General features: G+C 31.6%; 19 protein-coding genes and 2 pseudogenes. 15 read left to right on the top strand and 6 right to left on the bottom strand.

Annotated elements, in window-relative coordinates; translation table 11 throughout:
• From B9T31_RS16710 to ecpA, 3 genes and pseudogenes are all read right to left on the bottom strand, one after another.
• Positions 1-355: pseudogene (locus B9T31_RS16710) on the bottom strand (fimbrial biogenesis outer membrane usher protein); the annotation flags it as partial.
• 5 nt (positions 356-360) lie between these two features.
• A complete protein-coding gene (locus B9T31_RS16705; RefSeq protein ID WP_086183066.1) occupies positions 361-1038 on the bottom strand; it encodes a hypothetical protein in 678 nt (225 codons plus the stop codon).
• A 57-nt stretch (positions 1039-1095) separates the two neighbouring features.
• The gene (gene ecpA, locus B9T31_RS16700) at positions 1096-1683 is read right to left on the bottom strand and encodes a common pilus major fimbrillin subunit EcpA (RefSeq protein WP_086183065.1); all 588 of its coding nucleotides are present in this window, start codon (positions 1681-1683) and stop codon (positions 1096-1098) included.
• A 465-nt stretch (positions 1684-2148) separates the two neighbouring features.
• On the opposite strand from ecpA, the gene B9T31_RS16695 reads away from it, so the two are divergent.
• The gene (locus B9T31_RS16695; protein WP_086183064.1) at positions 2149-2733 is read left to right on the top strand and encodes a TetR/AcrR family transcriptional regulator; all 585 of its coding nucleotides are present in this window, start codon (positions 2149-2151) and stop codon (positions 2731-2733) included.
• A 978-nt stretch (positions 2734-3711) separates the two neighbouring features.
• Here the strand turns inward: B9T31_RS16695 and B9T31_RS16685 are convergent.
• Positions 3712-4321: pseudogene (locus tag B9T31_RS16685) on the bottom strand (FadR/GntR family transcriptional regulator); the annotation flags it as partial.
• A gap of 2 nt (positions 4322-4323) precedes the next feature.
• On the opposite strand from B9T31_RS16685, the gene B9T31_RS16680 reads away from it, so the two are divergent.
• The 14 genes from B9T31_RS16680 to B9T31_RS16615 all read left to right on the top strand — a co-directional run bounded on the left by B9T31_RS16680 (position 4324) and on the right by B9T31_RS16615 (position 18418).
• Complete coding sequence (locus tag B9T31_RS16680; protein WP_228146076.1) at positions 4324-5130, top strand: ATP-binding protein; 807 nt, start codon at positions 4324-4326, stop codon at positions 5128-5130.
• A 548-nt stretch (positions 5131-5678) separates the two neighbouring features.
• Positions 5679-6176, top strand: a complete 498-nt coding sequence (locus B9T31_RS16675; protein WP_086183062.1) for a GNAT family N-acetyltransferase — start codon at positions 5679-5681, stop codon at positions 6174-6176.
• An 874-nt stretch (positions 6177-7050) separates the two neighbouring features.
• Entirely contained in the window at positions 7051-7479 is a 429-nt protein-coding gene (locus B9T31_RS16670; RefSeq protein ID WP_086183061.1) for a hypothetical protein, read from the top strand.
• Between the two features lie 539 nt (positions 7480-8018).
• A complete protein-coding gene (locus tag B9T31_RS16665; protein ID WP_086183060.1) occupies positions 8019-8186 on the top strand; it encodes an ESPR domain-containing protein in 168 nt (55 codons plus the stop codon).
• Positions 8114-8899 carry an OmpA family protein gene (locus B9T31_RS16660; RefSeq protein ID WP_086183059.1) on the top strand — a complete coding sequence of 262 codons (786 nt, stop codon included), beginning with the start codon at positions 8114-8116 and terminating at the stop codon, positions 8897-8899. Before B9T31_RS16665 ends, B9T31_RS16660 begins: the two co-directional genes overlap by 73 nt.
• 755 nt (positions 8900-9654) lie before the next feature.
• Positions 9655-10230: a recombinase family protein gene (locus B9T31_RS16655; protein WP_086183058.1), complete on the top strand. Its 576-nt coding sequence runs from the start codon at positions 9655-9657 to the stop codon at positions 10228-10230.
• An 88-nt stretch (positions 10231-10318) separates the two neighbouring features.
• Positions 10319-11335 carry an AI-2E family transporter gene (locus tag B9T31_RS16650; RefSeq protein ID WP_086183057.1) on the top strand — a complete coding sequence of 339 codons (1017 nt, stop codon included), beginning with the start codon at positions 10319-10321 and terminating at the stop codon, positions 11333-11335.
• Positions 11336-11635: 300 nt separating this feature from the next.
• On the top strand, positions 11636-11761 hold the full coding sequence (locus B9T31_RS18140) for a hypothetical protein (RefSeq protein WP_265733388.1): 126 nt from the start codon (positions 11636-11638) through the stop codon (positions 11759-11761).
• A gap of 273 nt (positions 11762-12034) precedes the next feature.
• Positions 12035-13015, top strand: a complete 981-nt coding sequence (locus tag B9T31_RS16640; protein WP_086183055.1) for a DUF1852 domain-containing protein — start codon at positions 12035-12037, stop codon at positions 13013-13015.
• A gap of 24 nt (positions 13016-13039) precedes the next feature.
• The gene (locus B9T31_RS16635; protein ID WP_086183054.1) at positions 13040-14068 is read left to right on the top strand and encodes a methionine synthase; all 1029 of its coding nucleotides are present in this window, start codon (positions 13040-13042) and stop codon (positions 14066-14068) included.
• Between the two features lie 174 nt (positions 14069-14242).
• The gene (locus tag B9T31_RS16630) at positions 14243-14734 is read left to right on the top strand and encodes a flavin reductase (protein ID WP_086183053.1); all 492 of its coding nucleotides are present in this window, start codon (positions 14243-14245) and stop codon (positions 14732-14734) included.
• A 422-nt stretch (positions 14735-15156) separates the two neighbouring features.
• Entirely contained in the window at positions 15157-15876 is a 720-nt protein-coding gene (locus B9T31_RS16625) for an SDR family oxidoreductase (protein ID WP_086183052.1), read from the top strand.
• Positions 15877-16288: 412 nt separating this feature from the next.
• Positions 16289-17428: a cyclopropane fatty acyl phospholipid synthase gene (cfa, locus tag B9T31_RS16620; RefSeq protein ID WP_086183051.1), complete on the top strand. Its 1140-nt coding sequence runs from the start codon at positions 16289-16291 to the stop codon at positions 17426-17428.
• Between the two features lie 519 nt (positions 17429-17947).
• Positions 17948-18418 carry a spore coat U domain-containing protein gene (locus B9T31_RS16615; protein WP_139840939.1) on the top strand — a complete coding sequence of 157 codons (471 nt, stop codon included), beginning with the start codon at positions 17948-17950 and terminating at the stop codon, positions 18416-18418.
• Here the strand turns inward: B9T31_RS16615 and B9T31_RS16610 are convergent, their stop codons facing one another.
• Together B9T31_RS16610 and B9T31_RS16605 are read right to left on the bottom strand one after the other, a co-directional pair.
• Positions 18419-19405, bottom strand: a complete 987-nt coding sequence (locus B9T31_RS16610; protein WP_086183049.1) for a spore coat U domain-containing protein — start codon at positions 19403-19405, stop codon at positions 18419-18421.
• Entirely contained in the window at positions 19396-21753 is a 2358-nt protein-coding gene (locus B9T31_RS16605; RefSeq protein WP_086183048.1) for a fimbria/pilus outer membrane usher protein, read from the bottom strand. Before B9T31_RS16605 ends, B9T31_RS16610 begins: the two co-directional genes overlap by 10 nt.
• Positions 21754-21779: the final 26 nt, after the last annotated feature.

The raw sequence follows: 21779 nt of genomic DNA, 5'->3' as shown, positions 1-21779 counted from the left end.
ACTGCATCTGCTGGTTAAAGCTCTTGTCTAATGACTCTAGGTTTTGTTTTAATTCTGAAGACAGTGCAGTGGTTTGTTGATAAGACTCAAAATCAATGGTTTTTACATATAAATGATCATTTTTATAAATCAGCATTGCATCGGCAACTTTCTGCTGACTCTTGTCATCTATAATTGCAGTGTCTTTGGTATATTTTAAATAGACAGGAATACTAATACCTTGCTGTAAAGCATGAGACAATACAGTCGGAAAAGTATAGTCACCGACAACGATCCGTTCCTCATTTGCATGAGATAATATGGGTGCAAAAGTGCAACCACTTAACAAAACACCAGGTAATAGATAGTTTTTCATAGTCTTTATTTATTTTTATTTACATTGATATATTGTCCGCCATACCACACACCGAGATGAGTTTTAGGAGAATTCCAATCTGTAAATTTTAAGGTGGCTGATTTACCCGGCATAACATAGTATCGTTCCCGGCATCCTTTACCATCAATATCTTTTGCTTTATCTAGACAAGTTCCAGCTGCAACAATACGAAAGCTGGCATTTCCAGTGTTGGTGATTGTTCCATTGGCATACTGATAATCAAATTTATCTTTGCGCGGTGCGACCACTAAAATGGTGTTAATGAGCGCTGAAGTGGTGGCTAAAGCACCTTTATTGGCTGTATTTTCTTCTGCACCTAATACTGGGGCATCTAACCAAGAAAGACGATAATAACGTTCTTGATCATCTTCGGGACCGTTATATAAAATTTTAAAAACATCTTGTCCACCGCCAGGTAAAACCAGGCCTGCGGGGGTTGAAAGCACTTCATTATTGGCTAAAGGAATGACCACACCTTCTGCCGTTGGATTGGATATTTTTTCTATTTTTAAAGCAATATATCGTGCAACATTAGTCGTATTTTCGACTTCTTTAGAGAGTGTTTTTTCTTTGGCATTAATAATAGAAGTAATGTCACCCACATTCACAGCATTTGCACTCATTGCGAAACAGCAAACAATGACAGGAAGTATTTTATTCATTCTATAATCCCAAAATAAAAAAGATATGAGGGAGAATTCTCCCTCATATTAGAAAACTTAAGGTGTAGCCCAAGTTGCTGTGAATTGAACGGCAACTTCACCATTCCACATACCATCAGCTAAATCAGCAAATGCTGCTGCTTCAGAACCATCTACAGTTGCACTATCAACGGTAAATACAAAGTTACCTTGAGCTGAAGTACGACCAGTACCTGCATACGCAGATTGCTGAGCAAGAGCTTCTAAACCAGCATTAGTGTTATTTGCAGTATTAATTAAAGTTGTTTGAGCTGCTTTAGTTAATTTAGTACCGTTCCATGCAACACCTACGTCAAGTGTTGAAGCATCACCTGAACGAGTTAACGTATTGCTGATTAACGTTGAAGTTAATTCGAAGTCTGTCGCACCGCTTTGACCTTGAACAGTAACGTCAAAAGCACCATTTTGTTGGTTAAAGCTTTCTAAGCCTTCAGCATATTGGAAATTTAAAGAACGTAATGGTGTTACAACTAAAGCAGAACTTGTGTCTTTAACTGCAGTTGCATCCCAACGCGCTGTAGCAGATGCAGTTACATCAGCCATTGCAGAAGTTGCAAGTAAAATAGAAGAAGATAATAGCGCTAATTTAGAAAAAGTACTTTTCATAGAGACCTCTGGTTTTATATAAAATATATTTGTAATAAATCAAAATATAGAGTAATAAATGTTTTAAAAATCACAAAATAAATTGAATGAATATATAATATATCAAAATAATAAAAAAACGATAAATAGATCACGTTTTATTGTAATTTATTGTAACTGATATTTTTTTTTTGTTACTGAATGCGTGAATATTTTTTATATAGAAATTCAACTAAACTATTTTTAATCAATAGTTTATATTGATTTTGAAAATTTTATACCTATCGATAGGTAGTTTATATAACGTTGTAACTTATTTTTAAAACAAGGAAATCATCATTTTTTTACTTCCTTGGTGTACTTTACCTCATGGTTATTGATATGTTTGATCTACCTTGTAATAGGTAAAGCTTTGACAGTTTTTGAATGTCGGGAAAATATTAAAATCACCATATAGGTGAAAGAAGAAAGGAAACTCAATGACTCATGAATATTCGGAAAATACGTTCGAATACCAAAGATCGTATTATCAATGTGGCTTTTGAAAACTTTATTGTTCATGGTTATGAAGGAACATCTTTAAGTGCAATTGCGGAAGAGGTTGGTATTCGTAAGGCATCAATTTATGCACATTTTTCAAGTAAAGAAGCTTTATTTTTGGAATTATTAAAAAAAGCACTTGAACAAGAATGTGAATATACAATTTTGTGTTTTAGTGCTGCAAATGATGAAGAAATTCCTGGCGAAGCTTATTGTCATGCATTAAAAAAACGTTATGTTGATAGCCTGAGCCTAAGATTTTTAATTAGAATGACATACGTTCCACCGAAAAATTTAATAAAGCCTATTCTTCTCGGTCATTTGACTTATCTTCAAGGTTTGATCAATCAAATTAAAGCCGCACTTGTATCTCTTACACTTACAAGGGAACAAGTAGAATTATATAAAGATGCTTATTTAGGAATTATCGATAGCTTATGTGTCGAGTTATTATATGGAGAGAATTTTTATGATCGTCGATTAAAAGCAATGCTCCTACTTTATCGGAACACCATACAAAAGCACCTTTAACGTCAAAAACTGAGCGTTATATTGGTTGTGAATGTTATAATTTGGATTAAATAATGATCATATTTTAATAATAATGAATAAAAACAATTGATTAACATTTAAATTAATCCACAATTTCTGCGGACAACTCTTGGGATAAACATTTCTCTTCTATTTAATATCAATGTACGTCATTGCTTACATGAAATGAGGTCGTTCTAATCTATACAAATATTCGTGTATTACTTAAGATTAATTTATTCAGGAACAGGATGTTCCAAAACATAAAATAATAACAAAATGTTTATGCATCAGGACTGTGAAGCTCGACAGGAGTCAAGTTTAAATGACCAATACAAAAAACCCCGATAGGATATCGGGGTTTTTTATTGCGTTATATTTATAAAATAATGCATTCAATTGCCTATTGACCTATAGATTTTAAATAATACAAAAGTCCGAAATCTTATTGGGCTTTTTTACATATTTGTGCTGCGGTTGAACTTCTATTAAATCTAATTTCCTTATTATTTTCTGAAGCATATTATTCTCTATATTTTCACAGTATAAAAAAGAAAAATAACAGTCGTCAAAAGCGAGAAGGATTTTAGTGGCATACGTAAAAAATTGTGTAAATCTTATCCTTCATGTTATTCACGGATCATTGTGGATGTTTTAAGAAGATCAAGCCTTAAAGAAATTTCATCGATATTTTGAGCAATGCCGTTCACATAAGATGATATTTGAGTGCATCATTTATTAGAACCCATTTAAATTTGAGGTCAATCTTGCTAATGAAACTCTATAATTTTACATGGACCTAGAATCACTTGAGATGGATAATAAAATTGATAAGCCAATGCATAAGAACGAAATAGAGCCAAATGGGTCTGACTTGTTGCCAAATAATAAGCTGTTGATCCTTTCTCTTTACAAGTATTCAAATAATATGGAATATTAAAATGATTTGAAACAATGATATAGCACATAGATTTTAACTTAATATGGTGTATTCTTCGATTTGACTAAATCAAGAAAACATAAAATAGGCGATAACATTGATACTGCAATTTGCATTGCTTCAGATTCAGACTGACGCTGAATTGCCTGAACAAGTTCATGATGGGTTTCTTGATTAGGATCGGGTAAGTTTTTATTGGTAACTTGAGTTTAAGAAATATTCATAGGTCGCATATAAGGTCTTATTTTGTGTTGCTTTTGAAATTGCTAAATGTAGTTGCTGATCGCTTAATATCAGTCTAGAAATATCGCCATCATCCATTTTAGCTCTATTTTCTAAGCATTCCACAATAGACCTCATATCTTCAGATGTACGATTTCTAGCAGCTAATTTGGCAATTTCTATTTCTAATAAACACCGTACTTCTAAGTGTTCATATAAATCAGCATGATGAATTGAATGAATCACCATTGAAAAATCATTTTGAGTACGAACAAAAGTTCCGAGCCCTTGTTTTACCTCTAAAACACCTAAATATTCTAAGATTTTGATAGCTTCGCGTAGGGTATTTCGTCCCACACCTAAATTTTGAACGAGCGCAGATTCGGTTGGAATTTTTTCATCGATTTTCCATATCTCAGCTTTAAGATATTTCCAAAGATGTTTTAGATGAAGCAATCGCCTTTAGATGGGAAAAAGAAAACCAGAAAGGTTCATTAATTGCCATATCTAAACCACAGCTTATTTCCTTTAATAATCTTTGTAATATTGATCATCAACTTACGAAGGTCAAGTTAAACACTGAGGCGTTTGCTAAAGGATTATTGGCGAATAATGTGTTGATGACTGGATCACGCGGGACAGGAAAGTCATCCATTGTAAAAGCATGTCTAAGTGAATATCACCATTTAGGACTTCGCGTGATTGAACTTGAGAAAAAATATTTAGAAGATTTACCTAAAATTATTAATTTACTGCAGGATCGTTGTGAGCGCTTTATTATTTTTTGTGATGATTTAGCATTTGAAGCTGGTGATACCAGTTATGCAACCTTGAGAACAGTTTTAGATGGTTCATTGGCATCGAGTTCTGACAATACGCTTATTTATGCAACCTCTAATCGTAAACATATGGTTGCTGAATATAATAAGGATAATACAGAATTGAATATCGGTGAGAATGGTGAGCTGAGACCTGGTGATAGCATTGAACAAAAAATTTCTTTGGCAGATCGATTTGGTTTACAAATTAATTTTTATGGATTTAGTCAGCAAGAATATTTAAATACAGTTCAATTTTGGCTGCATGAATATAAATGGCAACAACATGAAAGCTGGGAAACAATTCAATTAAAAGCCATTCAATATGCAACTCGGCAAGGTAATCGTTCAGAACGGATTGCAAATCAATTTGCTAAAATGCTGATTGGACAAGAAATGCTCAGCGTATTGTCGTAAAATAAAAAGCCGTTGAAAAGATATTGTAAATAATAAAAAAGCCCAACGTCCTGTTGGGCTTTTTTACATATTCAATGTTGCGATCTAACTCCTGTCAGATCCAACACTCCATGTTCTTGTCTCTTATTTTTCTTTTCTGAAGCATCCTACTTTCTATGTCTTCATCATATGAAATCAAAAAGAAAAACAATAGTCGTTAAAAACGAGAATGATTGTGAGAAAATGCGTACATTGCTGTATAAATATTGCACTAAATATTCAGTTAATAAATTTCACTCAGTCTAAAATCGACGATTTTTAAAGGTTAACTTGATTGTTTAGCAACGAGAAGGCTTTTAAAGGTCTTAAGCGTTATTATGATTTTTCTACATTATTTCATGAATAATATAATGGTCATATGTATGAAATTATAGAATTGTATACACACCACTATGTCAAATCCCTGAAATAGTTTTAACGTCTAACGTGAAATTACAATTTTTAAAATTTTAAATTAATGGTCTGTGATAAGTTGATTTGAATCGTATCAAATTTCAAAATTTAAAATTATGTTTAATATTGACGTGAAAATTTTAAATGTAACCGAACTTAATGATTTTAGGGAAATTCGACTTTCAGCATTAAAACAATGTTCAAAAATTTTTGGATCTACTTATGCGGTAGAAATAGAAAAACCTCTAAAATTCTTTGAGAATTGTTTATTAAGTTCAACAATATTTGGAGCTTATTATGAAAATAAAATTATAGGTATGGCAACTTTAACCCAAGAAATGGGAATAAAATTTGCTCATAAAGCATATCTTTCGAGTATGTTTGTTGAACCTATATTTCAACGTAAAGGTATTGCAAGTCAAATACTGAATGCCATGATAAAGTATCGTAAAAAACAAATAGAGCAAATTTTACTGGTTGTTTCCGCAGATAATCAACCGGCAATTCATCTTTATGAAAAACTGGGATTTCAAACATATGGTGTTGAATTAAAAGCATTAAAAGAGAATGGAAAATATGTTGATGAACTTCTCATGAAACGTATCATTTTATAAACTCTCTTTTTAAGTTTTTTTAAATAAAATCGTAATAGGCTTTTTTAGTATTTAGGTCAACATGGAGAGCTATTTACTTAAATGAAATAATAACGATGATAGATGAAAGGCAGCTTAAATAGAGTTGGATATATTGTGTTTATACAAAATGACCCGTTAAAAAATTGTGCAGCATGTTGAATTATAAAACCAAGTGATTTTTTTAAGTGAAAATATAATAAATTGTGATTAATTTATAATAAAAATTACGTGATTATAATTATTAAAAAAGACAAAATCATTGAAAAATTAGCAACTTCTGGTGTTTTTTTGATCAAAAGTAAGTCATTACTTACATCAAAATACGATACTTATTAACTAATCAATATCTTGATATTTATAGAAATAAAGATGATGATAATGGGACAGAAATAAAAATTAAGAAAAATAGGGGGTAGAAATGAAGTTATATTTAGAATGTGTATACCTTGGAATTATGATGTTGGCCACAGTTCTCGTAGTGAGTTCTATACTTACGCGTCTGGGTAAACCATTAACTTATAGTTTATTCTAAAGATAAAAGCCCAATTAAAATTGGGCTTTTATACTGTTAACGATAGTAAAAAATTTATCGTATGATTTTATATGAGTATAAAACTATAGTGGAATAATCTGGTGCTATCCAATTTAAACCATAGAGTTAAATAAGGTTTTGAACAAAGCCTTAAATATGGACTGACGATATGAAGATTTTATGTTAATCTATAAAAAAACATTAAATACAATAAATATATTCAAGTTTTATGGTTATAAACGTCTAAATGTTGAGCCAATGTTTAATATGATAATAATGAAGAGTTTGGATTAAAGTCTAAACCTATAAAAAGGTCGATATATGAATTTTTTAAAAAAAAATATCTGTTTGATAATTATAATTTTAATGAATATGCAAGTCAGTTTACATGCACAAGAGGAAAATAATATTTTTAATTATCCAAGTAAATGGGAAATCAAAAATATAGTTAAAAATTCATGCTATGAATATATCTCATTTATTTCTGACACTGATATTAAAATGGAGAGTGGTTCAGAAATACTTCTGGCAACTTATAAAATCATCAAGCCACATAATCCTAATGATTTAATTTTATTTACGATTAAAGTTAAAGAAGATAATATGAAACCTGATTGTGAAAATATAGCGATTAATGATTCAAATCGAACTTTCATATATTACGTGAAGCCATTATCTAAAAAAAGATTACTGTTTTGTGAAAATAATAATTTAGAGAGTTGTGAGATCAGAGCTCGTTTGTATGAGTAATTTGATGGTAGCACCCTAAGTAAAAGTTGTTTAAATCAATGCTTTATTAATGTTAATCGTAAATTTTTTTAACAAAAATTTATTTTAAATATAACAAGATATAACACTTTAATAGTATTGAATAATTACAGCAAATTGAGCTTTGTATAGTATTCAGTATTGGAATCACATCAAGCGAAAAAATTCATTCTATTTATAAAATTATGACAGTAATAATATCAATGAGTATATGAAAATTTTAGATTAGCACTTAATTTATATGAAAAATTATAAGCCAATATCCGTTTATAGTCGTGTTCTTTTAATCGTTTATTTTCCATCATTCTTCTTAGCTTAAATAGATAAAAAAATAATAATTACATGAATAAAAAAATATTTGTATTTATTTCATATATTGAATTAAGTCACATAAAATAATAAAAAGATTTAAAATTACACTTTACCATATAGTAAAAGTAACACATTTGTTGTTTTTGTATTTTTTTGTGTTGTAGAATTGTCTCAATAATACTTATAAATTTTTTTAAAAAGAGCAAAAAATGAATAAAATATATAAAGTGATTTGGAATGAATCACTAGGTCGAAGCATTGTTGTATCTGAATTAGTAAAAGGTAAGTCTTTAGTGGGTTATTTATTTCATCGGCACATGCTATACAAGAATCTACTGAAGAAGTTAAATTTCCAGAAATACAAAGCAGTTATTTAAAACAGGTAAAAAGATATGAATATGCAGATGTTGCTCGTTTAAGTGTAGGGTTAACCAAAGATCAATTCCGCCATTTATTAGGAAATCCACAATTTAGTGAAGGTATACTCTTCGTTCGAACGTGGAATTATGTATTGGATATTCGTATTCCGAATACTCAAACATATAAGCGTTGCCAATTACGTATTGATTTTGATAAAAAATATCTTGCAGAACAACTATTTTGGAAAGGGCAGGATTGCCAAGACTTTATCTACTCAACATCTAATAATATTGTTCAGCCTATTATCGCTGAACCGAAAACTGAACTTAAATTAGAAACTTTAAATTTAAATGCTGATACATTATTTAAATTTAATGGTTCATCATTAAATCAATTATTACCACAAGGTCAGGCGGAATTAAACCACTTAATATCATCAATCAATTCAATATATTCAAATGTAAGTAAAATACACTTGATAGGGCATACAGATCGTTTGGGAAATAGTCATTATAATGCAGAACTTGGATTAGCAAGAGCAAAAACGATTAGTGAATATCTAGTCGCTAATGGAATTCCTAGTCAAATTATTAGTTATTCTAGTGTAGGTGAAAATATGCCTATTACAGATGGTTGTTATACGGTAAAAAATAAGAAAGCTTTGCAACAATGCTTACAACCTGATCGTAGAGTTGTTATTGAAATAACGGGTATCAAGAAAAATAGTTAGTATATAAAGTAAAATTATATTCTAGAAAAGCTTATTCTTAATAAGAATGAGCTTTTAACCTGTTAAAAATCAAATTAAAATGTAATTGGCTGCTATGAGCAGTCAAACATAAACGTATTATTGTAAGTGTATCTTTCATATAAACCATAGATGATATATTAATGAAATTCCCTTGCTATTGGTCGATATTACTAATAGTTTTCAGCCATATTCCCCACAAGAAATATGGCTTTTTTATAACTAAAAAGTTGAATATCCTGTTATATCTTTAACATTCATTGCGATTTATCTAATTTTCCTTATCTGGAACAGCCTACTCTTTATATGTCCATAATAGAAAATAAAGATGCTACTGCATTTAAGTAAGTTTGATTGAAACTTTATTCGCTTTTTAGTTGAGCATATAACTGAATGTTAGGATCAAATCAAATGGGAATGTTTCCTTGGTTGATTAAAGTCCGATTATAGGAAGATCAATGGGTTGTACGATAGATCTTAGACGTAGGCTTATTCATGCTAGAACTATATTGCTGAATAAGCCTGTAAGAATGGGTTTGTGCAATAAAACATTAAAATCAAATCATCAATAGAATATTTTTTATAGTGTAATTTTAGACTATACCCTATATGTACACTAACAATAATTTAAAAATGGTGTCTAATTTAAATATTTTTTAATCATAAGTTACATGTAACTTTATTGTTATAAGTTTATAATATACATATTAGGTGATTTTTTAAAAAGTGTGCCAAAAATGAAAGGACAAAAAATTGGTTACGTTCGTGTCAGTACAGTTGAACAAAATATTGGACGTCAACTCGAAGGAATAGAAGTCGATCGAATTTTTATTGACCATGCTTCAGGAAAAAATACGGATCGTCCTAAATTTCAAGAAATGCTGAACTATGTGCGAGAAGGTGATCAGGTGATTGTTCATTCAATGGATCGATTTGCACGAAGCCTAAAAGATTTGGTGACGGAAGTAGACCAACTTGTTAAACGTGGTATTGCGATTCAATTTATTAAAGAAAATATAACTTTTACAGCACAAGCAACGCCAATGGATAATTTAATGTTACAACTGATGGGGGCTTTTGCACAATTTGAAAGAGAAATTATTTTAGAACGACAAAAAGAAGGAATCAGATTAGCAGCAGCTCAAGGAAAGTATAAAGGAAGGGTGCATAAATTAAAGCCGGATCAAGCAGAAGAGTTACGTCAAGCATGGAAAGAGGGAAAATACTCTTCAAAATTAGCATTAGGAAAAGCATATGGAATTAGTCGTCAAGCGGTGTATCGATATTTAAAAGCAAGTGAAAAATCTATTTAAAACTTTAGCTGTACTAGTTAAAAAGCGGATTCGTTTTGTCTTAATGATTATTTGCAACAAATCCATATAATTTTGTGAGGAATGTAAAATGCAGTTATTCAATGATAAAAGCAGTCTAATTACTAGTTATTTAATGATTTTTATTTTTCTTGCACTCTTGATTCCCCTACATTTAACTGTGAGCTTTTTTTCAGGTTTTTTAGTGTTTTCAATTATTCATAGCCTAAGTAAGTCGAGTGAAAAATATATTGATGGTCGCTATGCTCGTCTTACTTTTAGTGTTGTTGTCAGCCTGATCATCATTAGTTTAATTGTGTTCGGGATTGCTCGTCTCATTAGTTTTGTTCATTATGATTTACAAGGTGCTCGGCTAGACCAATTCAATACAGAAATCGATCTTTTATTACTGCAAGTACAATCTGAAATTATTAAATATTATCCAGACTTTAGTCCTTACACGACCATTAATTTAAAAGATCAGCTATTTGCTTATATTAAAGAAAATCTAGGCATGCTTAGACACACAGGTACCAATATACTACATAGTCTTGCGAGTATGATTATTGCTATTATCATTGGCATAATGGTGTCATTACATCGAATTCATCCAACGACTCACATTCCTGTATTTAAAGCAGCACTCATTGCACGTATTAAAAACTTAGCCCTTGCTTTTCAAAATGTGGTTTATGCACAAGTTAAAATTTCTCTGATCAATACGGCATTATTTATTATTTTTGCGCATATCATTTTACCCATTTGTGGCATTCATTTACCCTTTGCAAAAATACTCACGCTTTTAACCTTTATTTTTGGTTTAATTCCAATTATTGGTAATTTAATTACCAATACATTAATTACAGTTTCTGCACTGACTATTTCAGTTAGTCTTGCGGTTGTCTCATTGGTATATCTGATTATTATTCATAAGTTAGAATATTTTATTAACGCTAAAATAATTGGGACTAAAATCAATGCTGCAGCTTGGGAAGTTTTATTAGCAATGCTGATCTTTGAAGCAATTTTTGGCATTGCAGGATTAATCGTTGCACCTATCTATTACGCATATCTTAAAATCGAACTCAAACAACAACAAATGATTTAATTCAATTTCTTCAGTATCCGATGGCTCATTATAAGTAACCTAGAATTATGCGAAGCATATTATTTATTTAAATATTTTTATACGATAGAGATCAGTCTAAAATAACTAAAGCTAAAATTTTTCATTACTTTCTTGTTTATTCTGTACTTCTTCTGTCGAAGAGCAACCTTATTAAGAAGAGATATCATTATTAAAGCCCAAAAATGTGAAATTGAATAATCGGTATAAATTTGACGTTCAACCATCATTTCTTCTAAATTGCGAAGGCTTAGTGAATAAGCCAAATAGTATCGGATAGTCATGTCATTGTTCAAACTTCAAATATTGTGGATTCGGCATCGTATTAATGCGACAGAACAGCTTTGTGTAACAGTGCCAGATAAAGCACAAGCGCTGATTAGTATTACAGAGCGTTATCAAGAATAATTTTGCTTATGTTTTAAGCATCTTTTTTAAACATGAATTTTACTCACTTTTTTGTGAAATTAAATCATTTTTATTCATGTGTAAATTGAAGTATAAAATAGCTATGCTTTCACTTAGACAATATGATCGTTGATTTTTTATGAATTTACCCAGTAAAAGTCACAAAATAGACGAAATATGGTTGGCTGGGATAATCCGAATGGAAATTGGAAAACATAGAAAGAGCATGAAATTAATTCAGGTTTTATCTCAGAAATAAGGTAGTAGATCACAATGAGTAAAGAATTTACATTTACGCTTAAGAACATTAGTTTTGATGAAAACTATCGCCCTTCAGACAATACGCGTATTACCACAAATTTCGCGAATTTGGCTCGAGGTGAAAGTCGCCAAGCGAACTTACGTAATACTTTAAAAATGATCGACAATCGATTCAATGATTTAGCACATTGGGATAATCCAAATGCAGATCGTTATTCTGTTGAGCTTGAAATTGTTTCTGTTGATATTGATGTGGAAGGTAATGGTAATGCATTCCCGACGATTGAAATATTAAAAACATATATTCTTGATCAAAAAACTAATCAACGTATTGAAGGCATTGTCGGGAACAATTTCTCTTCTTATGTTCGTGATTATGATTTTAGCGTATTGCTATTAGAGCATAATAAAAATAAAACCCAGTTCAGTAAACCAGAAAACTATGGCGATCTTCATGGTAAAATTTTCCAATCTTTTATAAATTCAGATGTTTATCATAATAACTTCAATAAATCACCCGTTATTTGTTTAAGCGTTTCAACGACAAAAACCTATCACCGTACTGCAAATCATCATCCAATTTTAGGTGTTGAATATCAGCAAGAAGCATATTCTTTAACTGATGAATATTTTGCAAAAATGGGGCTACAGGTTCGCTACTTCATGCCTGCCAATAGCGTTGCGCCTTTAGCATTCTATTTCCGTGGCGATTTATTGAATGATTATACTGATCTTGAACTCATTAGTACTATCAGTACCATGGAAACGTTCCAAAAGATTTATCGCCCAGAGATTTATAATGCAAACTCTGCAGCAGGACAATCTTATCAGCCAAGTCTAAAACATGATGACTATTCACTAACGCGCATTGTTTATGACCGTGAAGAACGCAGTCAATTGGCTGTGAAGCAAGGTAAATTCACTGAAGAACACTTTATCAAACCATACCAAGATATTCTTCAGCAATGGGCTGAAAATTACGTTGCTGCTTAACCACACTAGATAAGATTATTGATTATGAAATTGTTATTACCTACTTCAACTGCTGGCAGTTTACCAAAACCATCTTGGCTGGCAGAGCCTGAAAAACTTTGGTCACCTTGGAAACTAGACGGTGAGCAACTCATTGAAGCGAAACAAGATGCGTTACGTTTGTCATTGCAAGAGCAATTACATGCTGGCATTGATATTGTGAGTGATGGTGAACAAACGCGTCAACATTTTGTGACGACATTTATTGAACACTTAAATGGTGTTGATTTTGAAAAACGCGAAACAGTTCGAATTCGTGATCGTTATGATGCTAGCGTGCCAACAGTGGTCGGTGCAGTATCTCGTCAAAAGCCTGTTTTTGTTGAAGATGCTAAATTTTTACGTCAACAAACTAATCAACCGATCAAATGGGCACTTCCTGGCCCAATGACCATGATTGACACACTCTATGATGCGCATTATAAAAGTCGTGAAAAACTTGCTTGGGAATTTGCAAAAATTTTGAACCAAGAAGCGAAAGAATTAGAAGCAGCAGGTGTTGATATTATTCAATTTGATGAACCTGCGTTTAATGTATTCTTTGATGAAGTAAATGATTGGGGTGTCGCAACTTTAGAACGAGCAATCGAAGGTCTGAAGTGTGAAACAGCCGTTCATATTTGTTATGGCTATGGAATTAAAGCCAATACAGATTGGAAAAAAACATTAGGATCTGAATGGCGTCAATATGAAGAAGCCTTCCCTAAGTTACAACAATCAAATATCGATATTGTTTCACTTGAATGTCAAAATTCACGTGTTCCAATGGATTTAATTGAACTTATTCGTGGTAAAAAAGTAATGGTCGGTGCAATTGATGTTGCAACGAATAGCGTTGAAACACCAGAAGAAGTCGCAAATACACTACGTAAAGCACTTCAGTTTGTAGATGCTGATAAACTTTATCCTTCAACGAACTGTGGTATGGCGCCTTTAGCACGTGATGTTGCAAGAGGAAAATTAAAAGCACTGAGTGCTGGTGCAGCCATTGTTCGTCAAGAACTTTCTAACTAACACTCATGAATATCGAGTAATATAGAGAGGGTTGCCGATTATTATTGAATTAGGATAAATATTTTTAATTCAATTTGGTGATTCTCTTCTATTTAAACCGAATGTCTGTTTTACAAAATACGGTAAATCAAGTATTTCGTAGCGATTGCACAGATTCAATTTAGGAACAAAATGATGGTTGACGCAACAGACTTTAGAAATGCAATGTCTTTGTTAACAAGTGCTGTCAGTGTTGTCACCACTGCAGGCGTATCAGGTCGTTATGGCTTTACTGCATCTGCGGTATGTAGTGTAACAGATACACCACCAACCTTATTAGTCTGTATGAATAAAGCGTCTAGTTCACATGTGCATTTTGTCGATAATAAAGTATTAACAGTGAATGTTTTAGGTGCACAGCATCAACATATTTCTAAAGTATTTTCATCTAAGTTAAATCCAGAAGAACGTTTTAAACATGGCATTTGGACTGAACTAGAAACGGGTGCCCCTGTTCTAGATGATGCATTGGTTGGTTTTGACTGTGAAATTGATCAAATTCAAGAAGTCGGTACACACACCATTTTTATGTGTCGTATTGTCGCAATCCAACAAAATCAACATGATCAAAGTTTAGTATATTTTAATCGGGCTTATCATCATGTCGGACAACTAGAAACAGCTTAATTTAGATAGGTTTCTAATTTGCTACGCTGCTATAAATAAAAGATAACTTAGGATGATCCTACAGATGAGTACGGACATGAAGATTAAAATGATCCATCATATTGAAGTAATTTTAATCTAAATGATCATATAAAATACGAAAATTGACCTGAATCAAAATTGATGTCAATTTTGAGCATATTTATCATTTTTAAGTTCATGAATTAAACGATTTTTGAATTTTAGAAGTTCTAAAAAATATTATCTTTCGATAAAGAATCGTTGTGTACAAATCAATATAATTTACCATGAAATACATTCCCCCCTGATTGACGTTTTATATTTATCAAAAATAAAAATAAAAATAAAAATAGAAAGGATTGATCTCAAGTTAACTTGAGCTTTTATAATCAAAATCTTTTGATTATTAATGAAATTTATAGATGAATTCTTTAAGCAAAACATTTCTTATTTATGGTGTAAGCCGAGGGTTAGGTAAAGCTATTGTTCAATCTATCCCTAAAGCGACAGATAAAGTTTATGGGGTCGCACGTTCAGCACCTTCCAATATGAAAAATTTAACTTGGATTTGTGCAGATTTGTCCTCTTCAGAGAATGCCGTTCAAACAGTAAAAGATACGATCGCTGAGGATCAAATCGATGTCTTAATTTATAATGTTGGTATTTGGGAAAATCATGCTTTTACAGAAGACTATGATTTTCAAAATATTTCTCCCTTAGAAATTAATGAAATTATCAATACAAATATTACGACATGTATACAATCCCTACAGTCGTTGATTGGTCATTTAAAACGTTCTCAGAATGCCAAAATTATATTAATTGGTTCAACATGGGGAGTAGATAATCATAATGGTAAAGAGCTTGTTTTTTCAGCAACAAAATATGCATTAAGAGGAATTGCTCAATCATTAAGAGAAATTTTACGTGAATATTCAATTGGTGTTAGTGTTTTAAATTTAGGATATTTAGCTACAGAATATGATATTGATATTCCAGCAGAAGTCATATTAGAAGAAACTGACCATTCCTTAATTCCTTTAATTGACGTTATTCAGGCCATTGAGTTTATTCTTTCTACGAGTAATGCAACATGTGTAAAAGAAATATTAATGCCCGCGATGAAAGATAAAAATATTTAAATATTTATCATTAATTTGTTCTTGAAAATAAAGATAGATTTCTTTCTTGTGGTTAAGATTTAAATATTCAAAAATTATTCATATGCGTAGTTTTTGAATATTAGGGAGAATCATTTAAAAATACGATGCCTAGTGTTCTTCTGACTGAGAATATCTTATGGTTTTATGGTGTAAGCATAAAAATACAGTGATTATAAATAGTAAAAATAAATGGAATTGTTATTTTAATGTGAATTATCTCTTTTAAGGTTTACTTTATTCTTGAGTTTATATAACGTGTTTATAAGCGCATTATTTAATCATAACATGTTGAGTTATATTAAATTTAAGGCAATGATTTTAAGTACCAAGTTGGTAAATAAATTTTTCATAAATATATAAATCAATAACTTATTAATATTTAGGAGTTGATATGAATACTTTTACTGAATTTAAAGATAATCATTTAAAAACGATTATTGAAGATTTATTAAGCCAAGCAGGCATTACAATTAATGGTCATCAACCTTACGATATACAAGTATATAATCAACAACTTTATAGCAGAATTATACAACAAGGATCACTCGGTTTAGGTGAAAGCTATATGGATGGTTGGTGGGATTGCGAGCGACTTGATATCTTTTTTTATAAAATTTTACGTGCAAAAATAGATCAAAAGATGCCCAATAATTTAAAAAATATAATTCGATTTGCAATTAATCGATTTAGAAATTTTCAAACTAAAAAGCGTGCTTGGATGGTGGGTGAGGAGCATTATGATTTAGGAAATGATTTATTTTCCTTAATGCTAGATCCATCGATGCAATATTCATGTGCTTACTGGAAAGATGCAACAAATTTAGAACAAGCACAGCAACAAAAATTAGATTTAATTTGTCAAAAATTAGATTTAAAACCAGGAATGCGCTTACTCGATATTGGCTGTGGATGGGGGGGGCTTGCGGAATATGCTGCAAAAAACTATCAAGTTTCTGTCACCGGTATTACCATTTCAAAAGAACAGCAGAAATTAGCAAAAGAGCGTTGTAAATCATTAGATGTTGAAATTTTGCTAACAGACTATCGCGACCTTCATGATCAATTTGATCGTATTGTGTCTATTGGAATGTTTGAACATGTTGGCCCTAAAAACTACGAAACTTACTTTAAGGTTGTGCAAAGAAATTTAAAATCTGAAGGGATTTTTTTATTACATACCATTGGTTCAAATTCTACTATGGTCAATGCAGACCCTTGGACCAGTAAATATATATTCCCAAATGGCTGCTTACCTTCAATTGAAAACATTGCTCATTATAGTAGTGGTAAATTTATTATGGAGGACTGGCATAATTTCGGTGCAGATTATGATTTAACATTATCAGCATGGCATAATCGCTTCATTCAAATTTGGCCTCAAATTGAATCCAATTATAGTGCTCGTTTTAAGCGTATGTTTACCTATTATTTAAATGCATGTGCTGGTGCTTTTCGCGCAAGAGATTTGCAGTTATGGCAAATTGTATTTAGTCCTAATGGAAAAGAAGGTGGTATTCGTGTTCCTCGTTAATCTAATTTTAAAATAAATATTAATTCTGAGTTATATACTCGGCATTTAAAATTATTTTAAGACGTTAGCTTTATTAATATTAATTTAATAAAGTTAATTTTTTTAATAAAAATATTCAATATTTTCATATAATTATAAAAAAAACATATATAGTAATAAGTTTAATATTTAGTACAGGTTTATAAAAATAATAATAACGACTTTTTATATCGATAATGAAATTAATTCAGTTATATAATGAATTAATTTAAATATTATGATCTATTTACATTAGATTAATGTATAAAAATATACCAAACAATTGATATAATAAAATATTTTATGCTTAAATAATAAGCACTTATATATTGTTAAAAATTAATTATTCATATAATTCTAATCTTCTAATGCTATTTTATTCAATATGCTGTAAATTAGTAAATAATAATCTAAATATCATGGAACAATTGAAATCTTATTTCAATAAATAATGTTGTTCTATGATTATAATTCTTTATTTTTACAGGGGTGAGGTTAATAGTGAAGTATATTAAATATTCATTTTTTATTTTTACGATTATCTCAGTTTCTGCGTATACCATGAGTGAGCAAAAGTCGCATCAATTTCAGGTCAAAGTTCAAATTAATGAAACATGTGATATTGCGACAGGAAATTCTGCAGATATCGATTTTGGTACAGTTTCACGCACAACAAAAAATGTACAGTCAACAGGTACATTAAATGTTTCGTGTACCAATGGAACGCCTTATCATATTTCACTCAAGGGCAACGGCTCACTCAGAAATATTAATGATGCAACATTAACTATTCCATATAAGCTTTATCAAGATGCTTCGTTAAGTCGTGAATGGGGAAATACGACAGAGAGTAGTTTTTCTCAACATGGTACTGGACAACGACAAAGCCTTACAATTTGGGGGAAAATTCCAGATACCAACACACCTGCTGGTCAATATGTTGATCAAGTTACAGCAACGATTACCTATTAATTAATAGGTCAACGTAATTGTAACGGTATCTGAATATTGGCCAACACCTTCTATTCGCTGTGGTAAAACGGTTGCATAAACAGGAATAGAAGGTTTTGAAAATGAATACACCGTATTTCCAGCCCACGTCGTATTTCCGCTAATATCTTGTGATAAATTATATTGAATATAATTTCCAGACTGGTTTCTCATTCTGCGTTGAGACCCTAGCGCATTATTGCCATTATCTAAACTCACTTTCATATTGGTGCCTGTAGGACAAGCCAATTGAATAGTTCCTGATCGAGTGAGCGAACTATTAATTCGCTCGACCGAACCAAAATCAATATCTGATGCTGATAAAATTAGACAACTATTTTCGTAAGTAGAATTCACCAACAAATAGTTTGTTGCCGTAATAGGACTTGCCAATACAGTTGAATCAGATGGTAACTCTGTTCCATAACGATAGTTATATAATAGTCTTAATGTGGTTGTATTGGCACGATAAAATCCAGCGGGTACATTCTGTCCTGGTACAATTTGTCCATAAATGACCATCGTGGTTCCAGGGTTCCCACTATTTGCAGAAACTTGAAATGACTGACATTTTGCATTTGTTTGATTAGTTGTATTGGGAATTTTTTGTGTTTTCGCCACATCATAATACAAATTATAATGTAACAATGGTGCAGGATACGTATCATAACTGATCATTGAGCGTGGATCATAGCTGTTAGGATCAGTACTATCCGCGACTAAACACATTTTATAGGCAACAGGTTTGTCATAATTAGAGTTACAATTTATCTTCAATGTCGTCGATGCTGTAATAGAACCTTGTGAATTCACTGTTCCTAATCCTAATGTTTCTTGACTAATCCAACAGCTTTCAGCATAAGCGGAAGAATAAAAAGACATCCCGCCTATCAACAATAAAAACATGGCTGCATATCTTCGAATGAAGTAATACGGTTTAATTAAAAAAACTGACAAATTTATTGACATACTTTTCGTCCCAAATCTGTAAAACCGTTAAGCGTACTAAGCTCTGGAATATGAACCTGACAGAATTTTTTCTGATCCCCAATATACAGTACATCATTTTTGACATCATCTAAATAGACGATACCGTCATAAGCAACAACCATTTTAGGCTCTTGTTTTTGTTGCATTGCAGATAAAGAATCCCAAATACCTTTCCCTACTGTAATTGGTTGATCTTGCTGATCCACCGCTTGAAATTGAATTGATTTGACTTTATAAATGGGGAATACAACAAAAACACCACTTGATTGAGCAGGAACAACATCTTGTTTAATTGTTTCTACTTTCATATCGAGCGGCAATTCTAACGTATTAATTGCAATACTATTATGCTGATACGGATTCAATCGATCTAAGAGTAAATAACCTTTCTTGTTGGTTTCGCCAATTAAACGGTTTTCAAGATGTACAGGGACATGCCCAACTTGACTCGTTGAAACAATCGCAAATGATCCATTACTTAAACGTGTCGGTAAAATCGTGTCTTTAACCATGACTAAACCACCACTCACGGAGGCATAGACATTGGTTATGTTTTTTTGCTGATCTGACTGTAAATGCTGTAAATTAACTTGTGCTAATCCATATCGTCCTAAATAATCAAGCTGACTTTGAAAATTTGAATATTCATCGGTATGATTTGCTGCTAATTGCCAGCCAAAACCACCTTGATCTTGATCTAAAGGATGACTGTAATTTGCACCATATTGATTCACTTGATTATTTCGCTGTACGCTCAGATTACTAGAATCTCTCCGATTCCATGGAATATTCGCAGATAAATAATAACCATTTTCGCCATTCACTAAATTATGACTATAACTAAAATTTAAGTTAACTCGCTGGGGTAAATTATATGACCAATTAAACAGTAAATATTTACTGCTTTGTACTTCACGATAGTCTTGCTTAAAATAACTACCACCAAACTGACCTATTTTAGTGCTCACACCTAAATAAATCTGATCTGATCGATTCGCAAAACCAGAGCCATTTAAACTTGCAATATCATTAAACTCACCAAACTCTCGTAAGGTATTATAATTCACACTAAATAGTGTTGAATTCCAACTATAGCCTAAGCCAAGTAATTGCCCTCTTTGATTAGAAGCATGACTATAAGCATAAGAAACATTAATAACGCCCGCACGACGACCTAATTGATAAATTGTCCCAAGTCCAGCTTGCCCTAAACCACGAGTAAATTCAGAATGTGTTTGTAACGTCATCGTATTTGAAACACCATAACGATAATTTCCACTAAACGCTAAATCATTCCCATAATCAAAAGATGAAATACCATAATTTAACTTAGGATAGCCTAAGTTAAAAGACCAATCTTTCAATCCTTGTGCAAGTAGATTTACCCCTCGATATAAAGCTAAATCAATAACTTGTTGTTGACCATTAATATCAGTAATCACCATTTGTGCATTTCCAGCACCTGTAATTGTCGGTGCTGTTTGAATATCAAATTGTCCTGGAGAAACATTCTGAGAGAATTGTTCAATCCCATTAATAATTAAATCAACTTGTGAAGGTAAAGCCACCTGCCCTTTAAAACTCATTAAAGGTGTTGTAATTGCATAAGGTTGTAAGGCAAAATTTTTAGATAAACTTAATCCACTAATTCGACTGGAACGTGTCCAAGGTAATGCATAACTTTGTGCATCACCAAGTCTAAATCTAAGCAATTGTTCAGGAAGATCTTTTTCCCAATACGTATCCAAGATTTGTCCTTTCGCTGCACGATGTTCGGCATATTGAAAATTTCCAGACGTACTAAAAACGCCTCCCATCAAACCAAATGCACGTATTTCACTCCAACCATTCAGTGAGAGTAGATCATCATTTCGTTGAGCAAAAGCCGTATAGTTCAATAAGGTACCTGTTTTTTGTTGTTGTGGGTTTATTTCTGCAATGGGTTGTTTCTTATAACCATATTGACCTTTGCCAATCAAAAGCCCTACGGGTACTTGTATTGATATTTTTTGATTCAAATCATCATATTGATAGGTTAACCCCGAGATTTGCTGAAGATTAATATAAGAAGTTTGATCAATAATCACAGGTTCTACAGGTGAATAAATCGAAAACTGATTTAATGATGTTAGATCAATATACAATTGCTGTTCTTTTTGTAAAAAATGACCAATTTGAGTTTGTTCAGCTTGATTCAGAATGACATCTAAATAAAGCTCTTGTTGAACATTATTTTCTATTTCAGCTGTAATCTCAGGAGTTTCCGCCAATACCAGAGGTGAAAATATGATCACCATCGGAATAAGATACCCAATTCGAATATTCAATGCTCGAAAACTCCTTTGAATTTCCG

The organism is Acinetobacter sp. ANC 4558 (assembly GCF_002135375.1).
Taxonomy (GTDB): domain Bacteria; phylum Pseudomonadota; class Gammaproteobacteria; order Pseudomonadales; family Moraxellaceae; genus Acinetobacter.
This window is presented reverse-complemented; position numbering and strand designations above follow the sequence as displayed.

Coding starts and splice junctions, on each gene's coding strand:
- B9T31_RS16705 (WP_086183066.1), bottom strand. CDS start 1,038: ATGAATAAAATACTTCCTGTCATTGTTTGCTGTTTCGCAATGAGTGCA.
- ecpA (WP_086183065.1), bottom strand. CDS start 1,683: ATGAAAAGTACTTTTTCTAAATTAGCGCTATTATCTTCTTCTATTTTA.
- B9T31_RS16695 (WP_086183064.1), top strand. CDS start 2,149: ATGAATATTCGGAAAATACGTTCGAATACCAAAGATCGTATTATCAAT.
- B9T31_RS16675 (WP_086183062.1), top strand. CDS start 5,679: ATGTTTAATATTGACGTGAAAATTTTAAATGTAACCGAACTTAATGAT.
- B9T31_RS16670 (WP_086183061.1), top strand. CDS start 7,051: ATGAATTTTTTAAAAAAAAATATCTGTTTGATAATTATAATTTTAATG.
- B9T31_RS16665 (WP_086183060.1), top strand. CDS start 8,019: ATGAATAAAATATATAAAGTGATTTGGAATGAATCACTAGGTCGAAGC.
- B9T31_RS16655 (WP_086183058.1), top strand. CDS start 9,655: ATGAAAGGACAAAAAATTGGTTACGTTCGTGTCAGTACAGTTGAACAA.
- B9T31_RS16650 (WP_086183057.1), top strand. CDS start 10,319: ATGCAGTTATTCAATGATAAAAGCAGTCTAATTACTAGTTATTTAATG.
- B9T31_RS18140 (WP_265733388.1), top strand. CDS start 11,636: ATGTCATTGTTCAAACTTCAAATATTGTGGATTCGGCATCGTATTAAT.
- B9T31_RS16640 (WP_086183055.1), top strand. CDS start 12,035: ATGAGTAAAGAATTTACATTTACGCTTAAGAACATTAGTTTTGATGAA.
- B9T31_RS16635 (WP_086183054.1), top strand. CDS start 13,040: ATGAAATTGTTATTACCTACTTCAACTGCTGGCAGTTTACCAAAACCA.
- B9T31_RS16630 (WP_086183053.1), top strand. CDS start 14,243: ATGGTTGACGCAACAGACTTTAGAAATGCAATGTCTTTGTTAACAAGT.
- B9T31_RS16625 (WP_086183052.1), top strand. CDS start 15,157: ATGAATTCTTTAAGCAAAACATTTCTTATTTATGGTGTAAGCCGAGGG.
- cfa (WP_086183051.1), top strand. CDS start 16,289: ATGAATACTTTTACTGAATTTAAAGATAATCATTTAAAAACGATTATT.
- B9T31_RS16610 (WP_086183049.1), bottom strand. CDS start 19,405: ATGTCAATAAATTTGTCAGTTTTTTTAATTAAACCGTATTACTTCATT.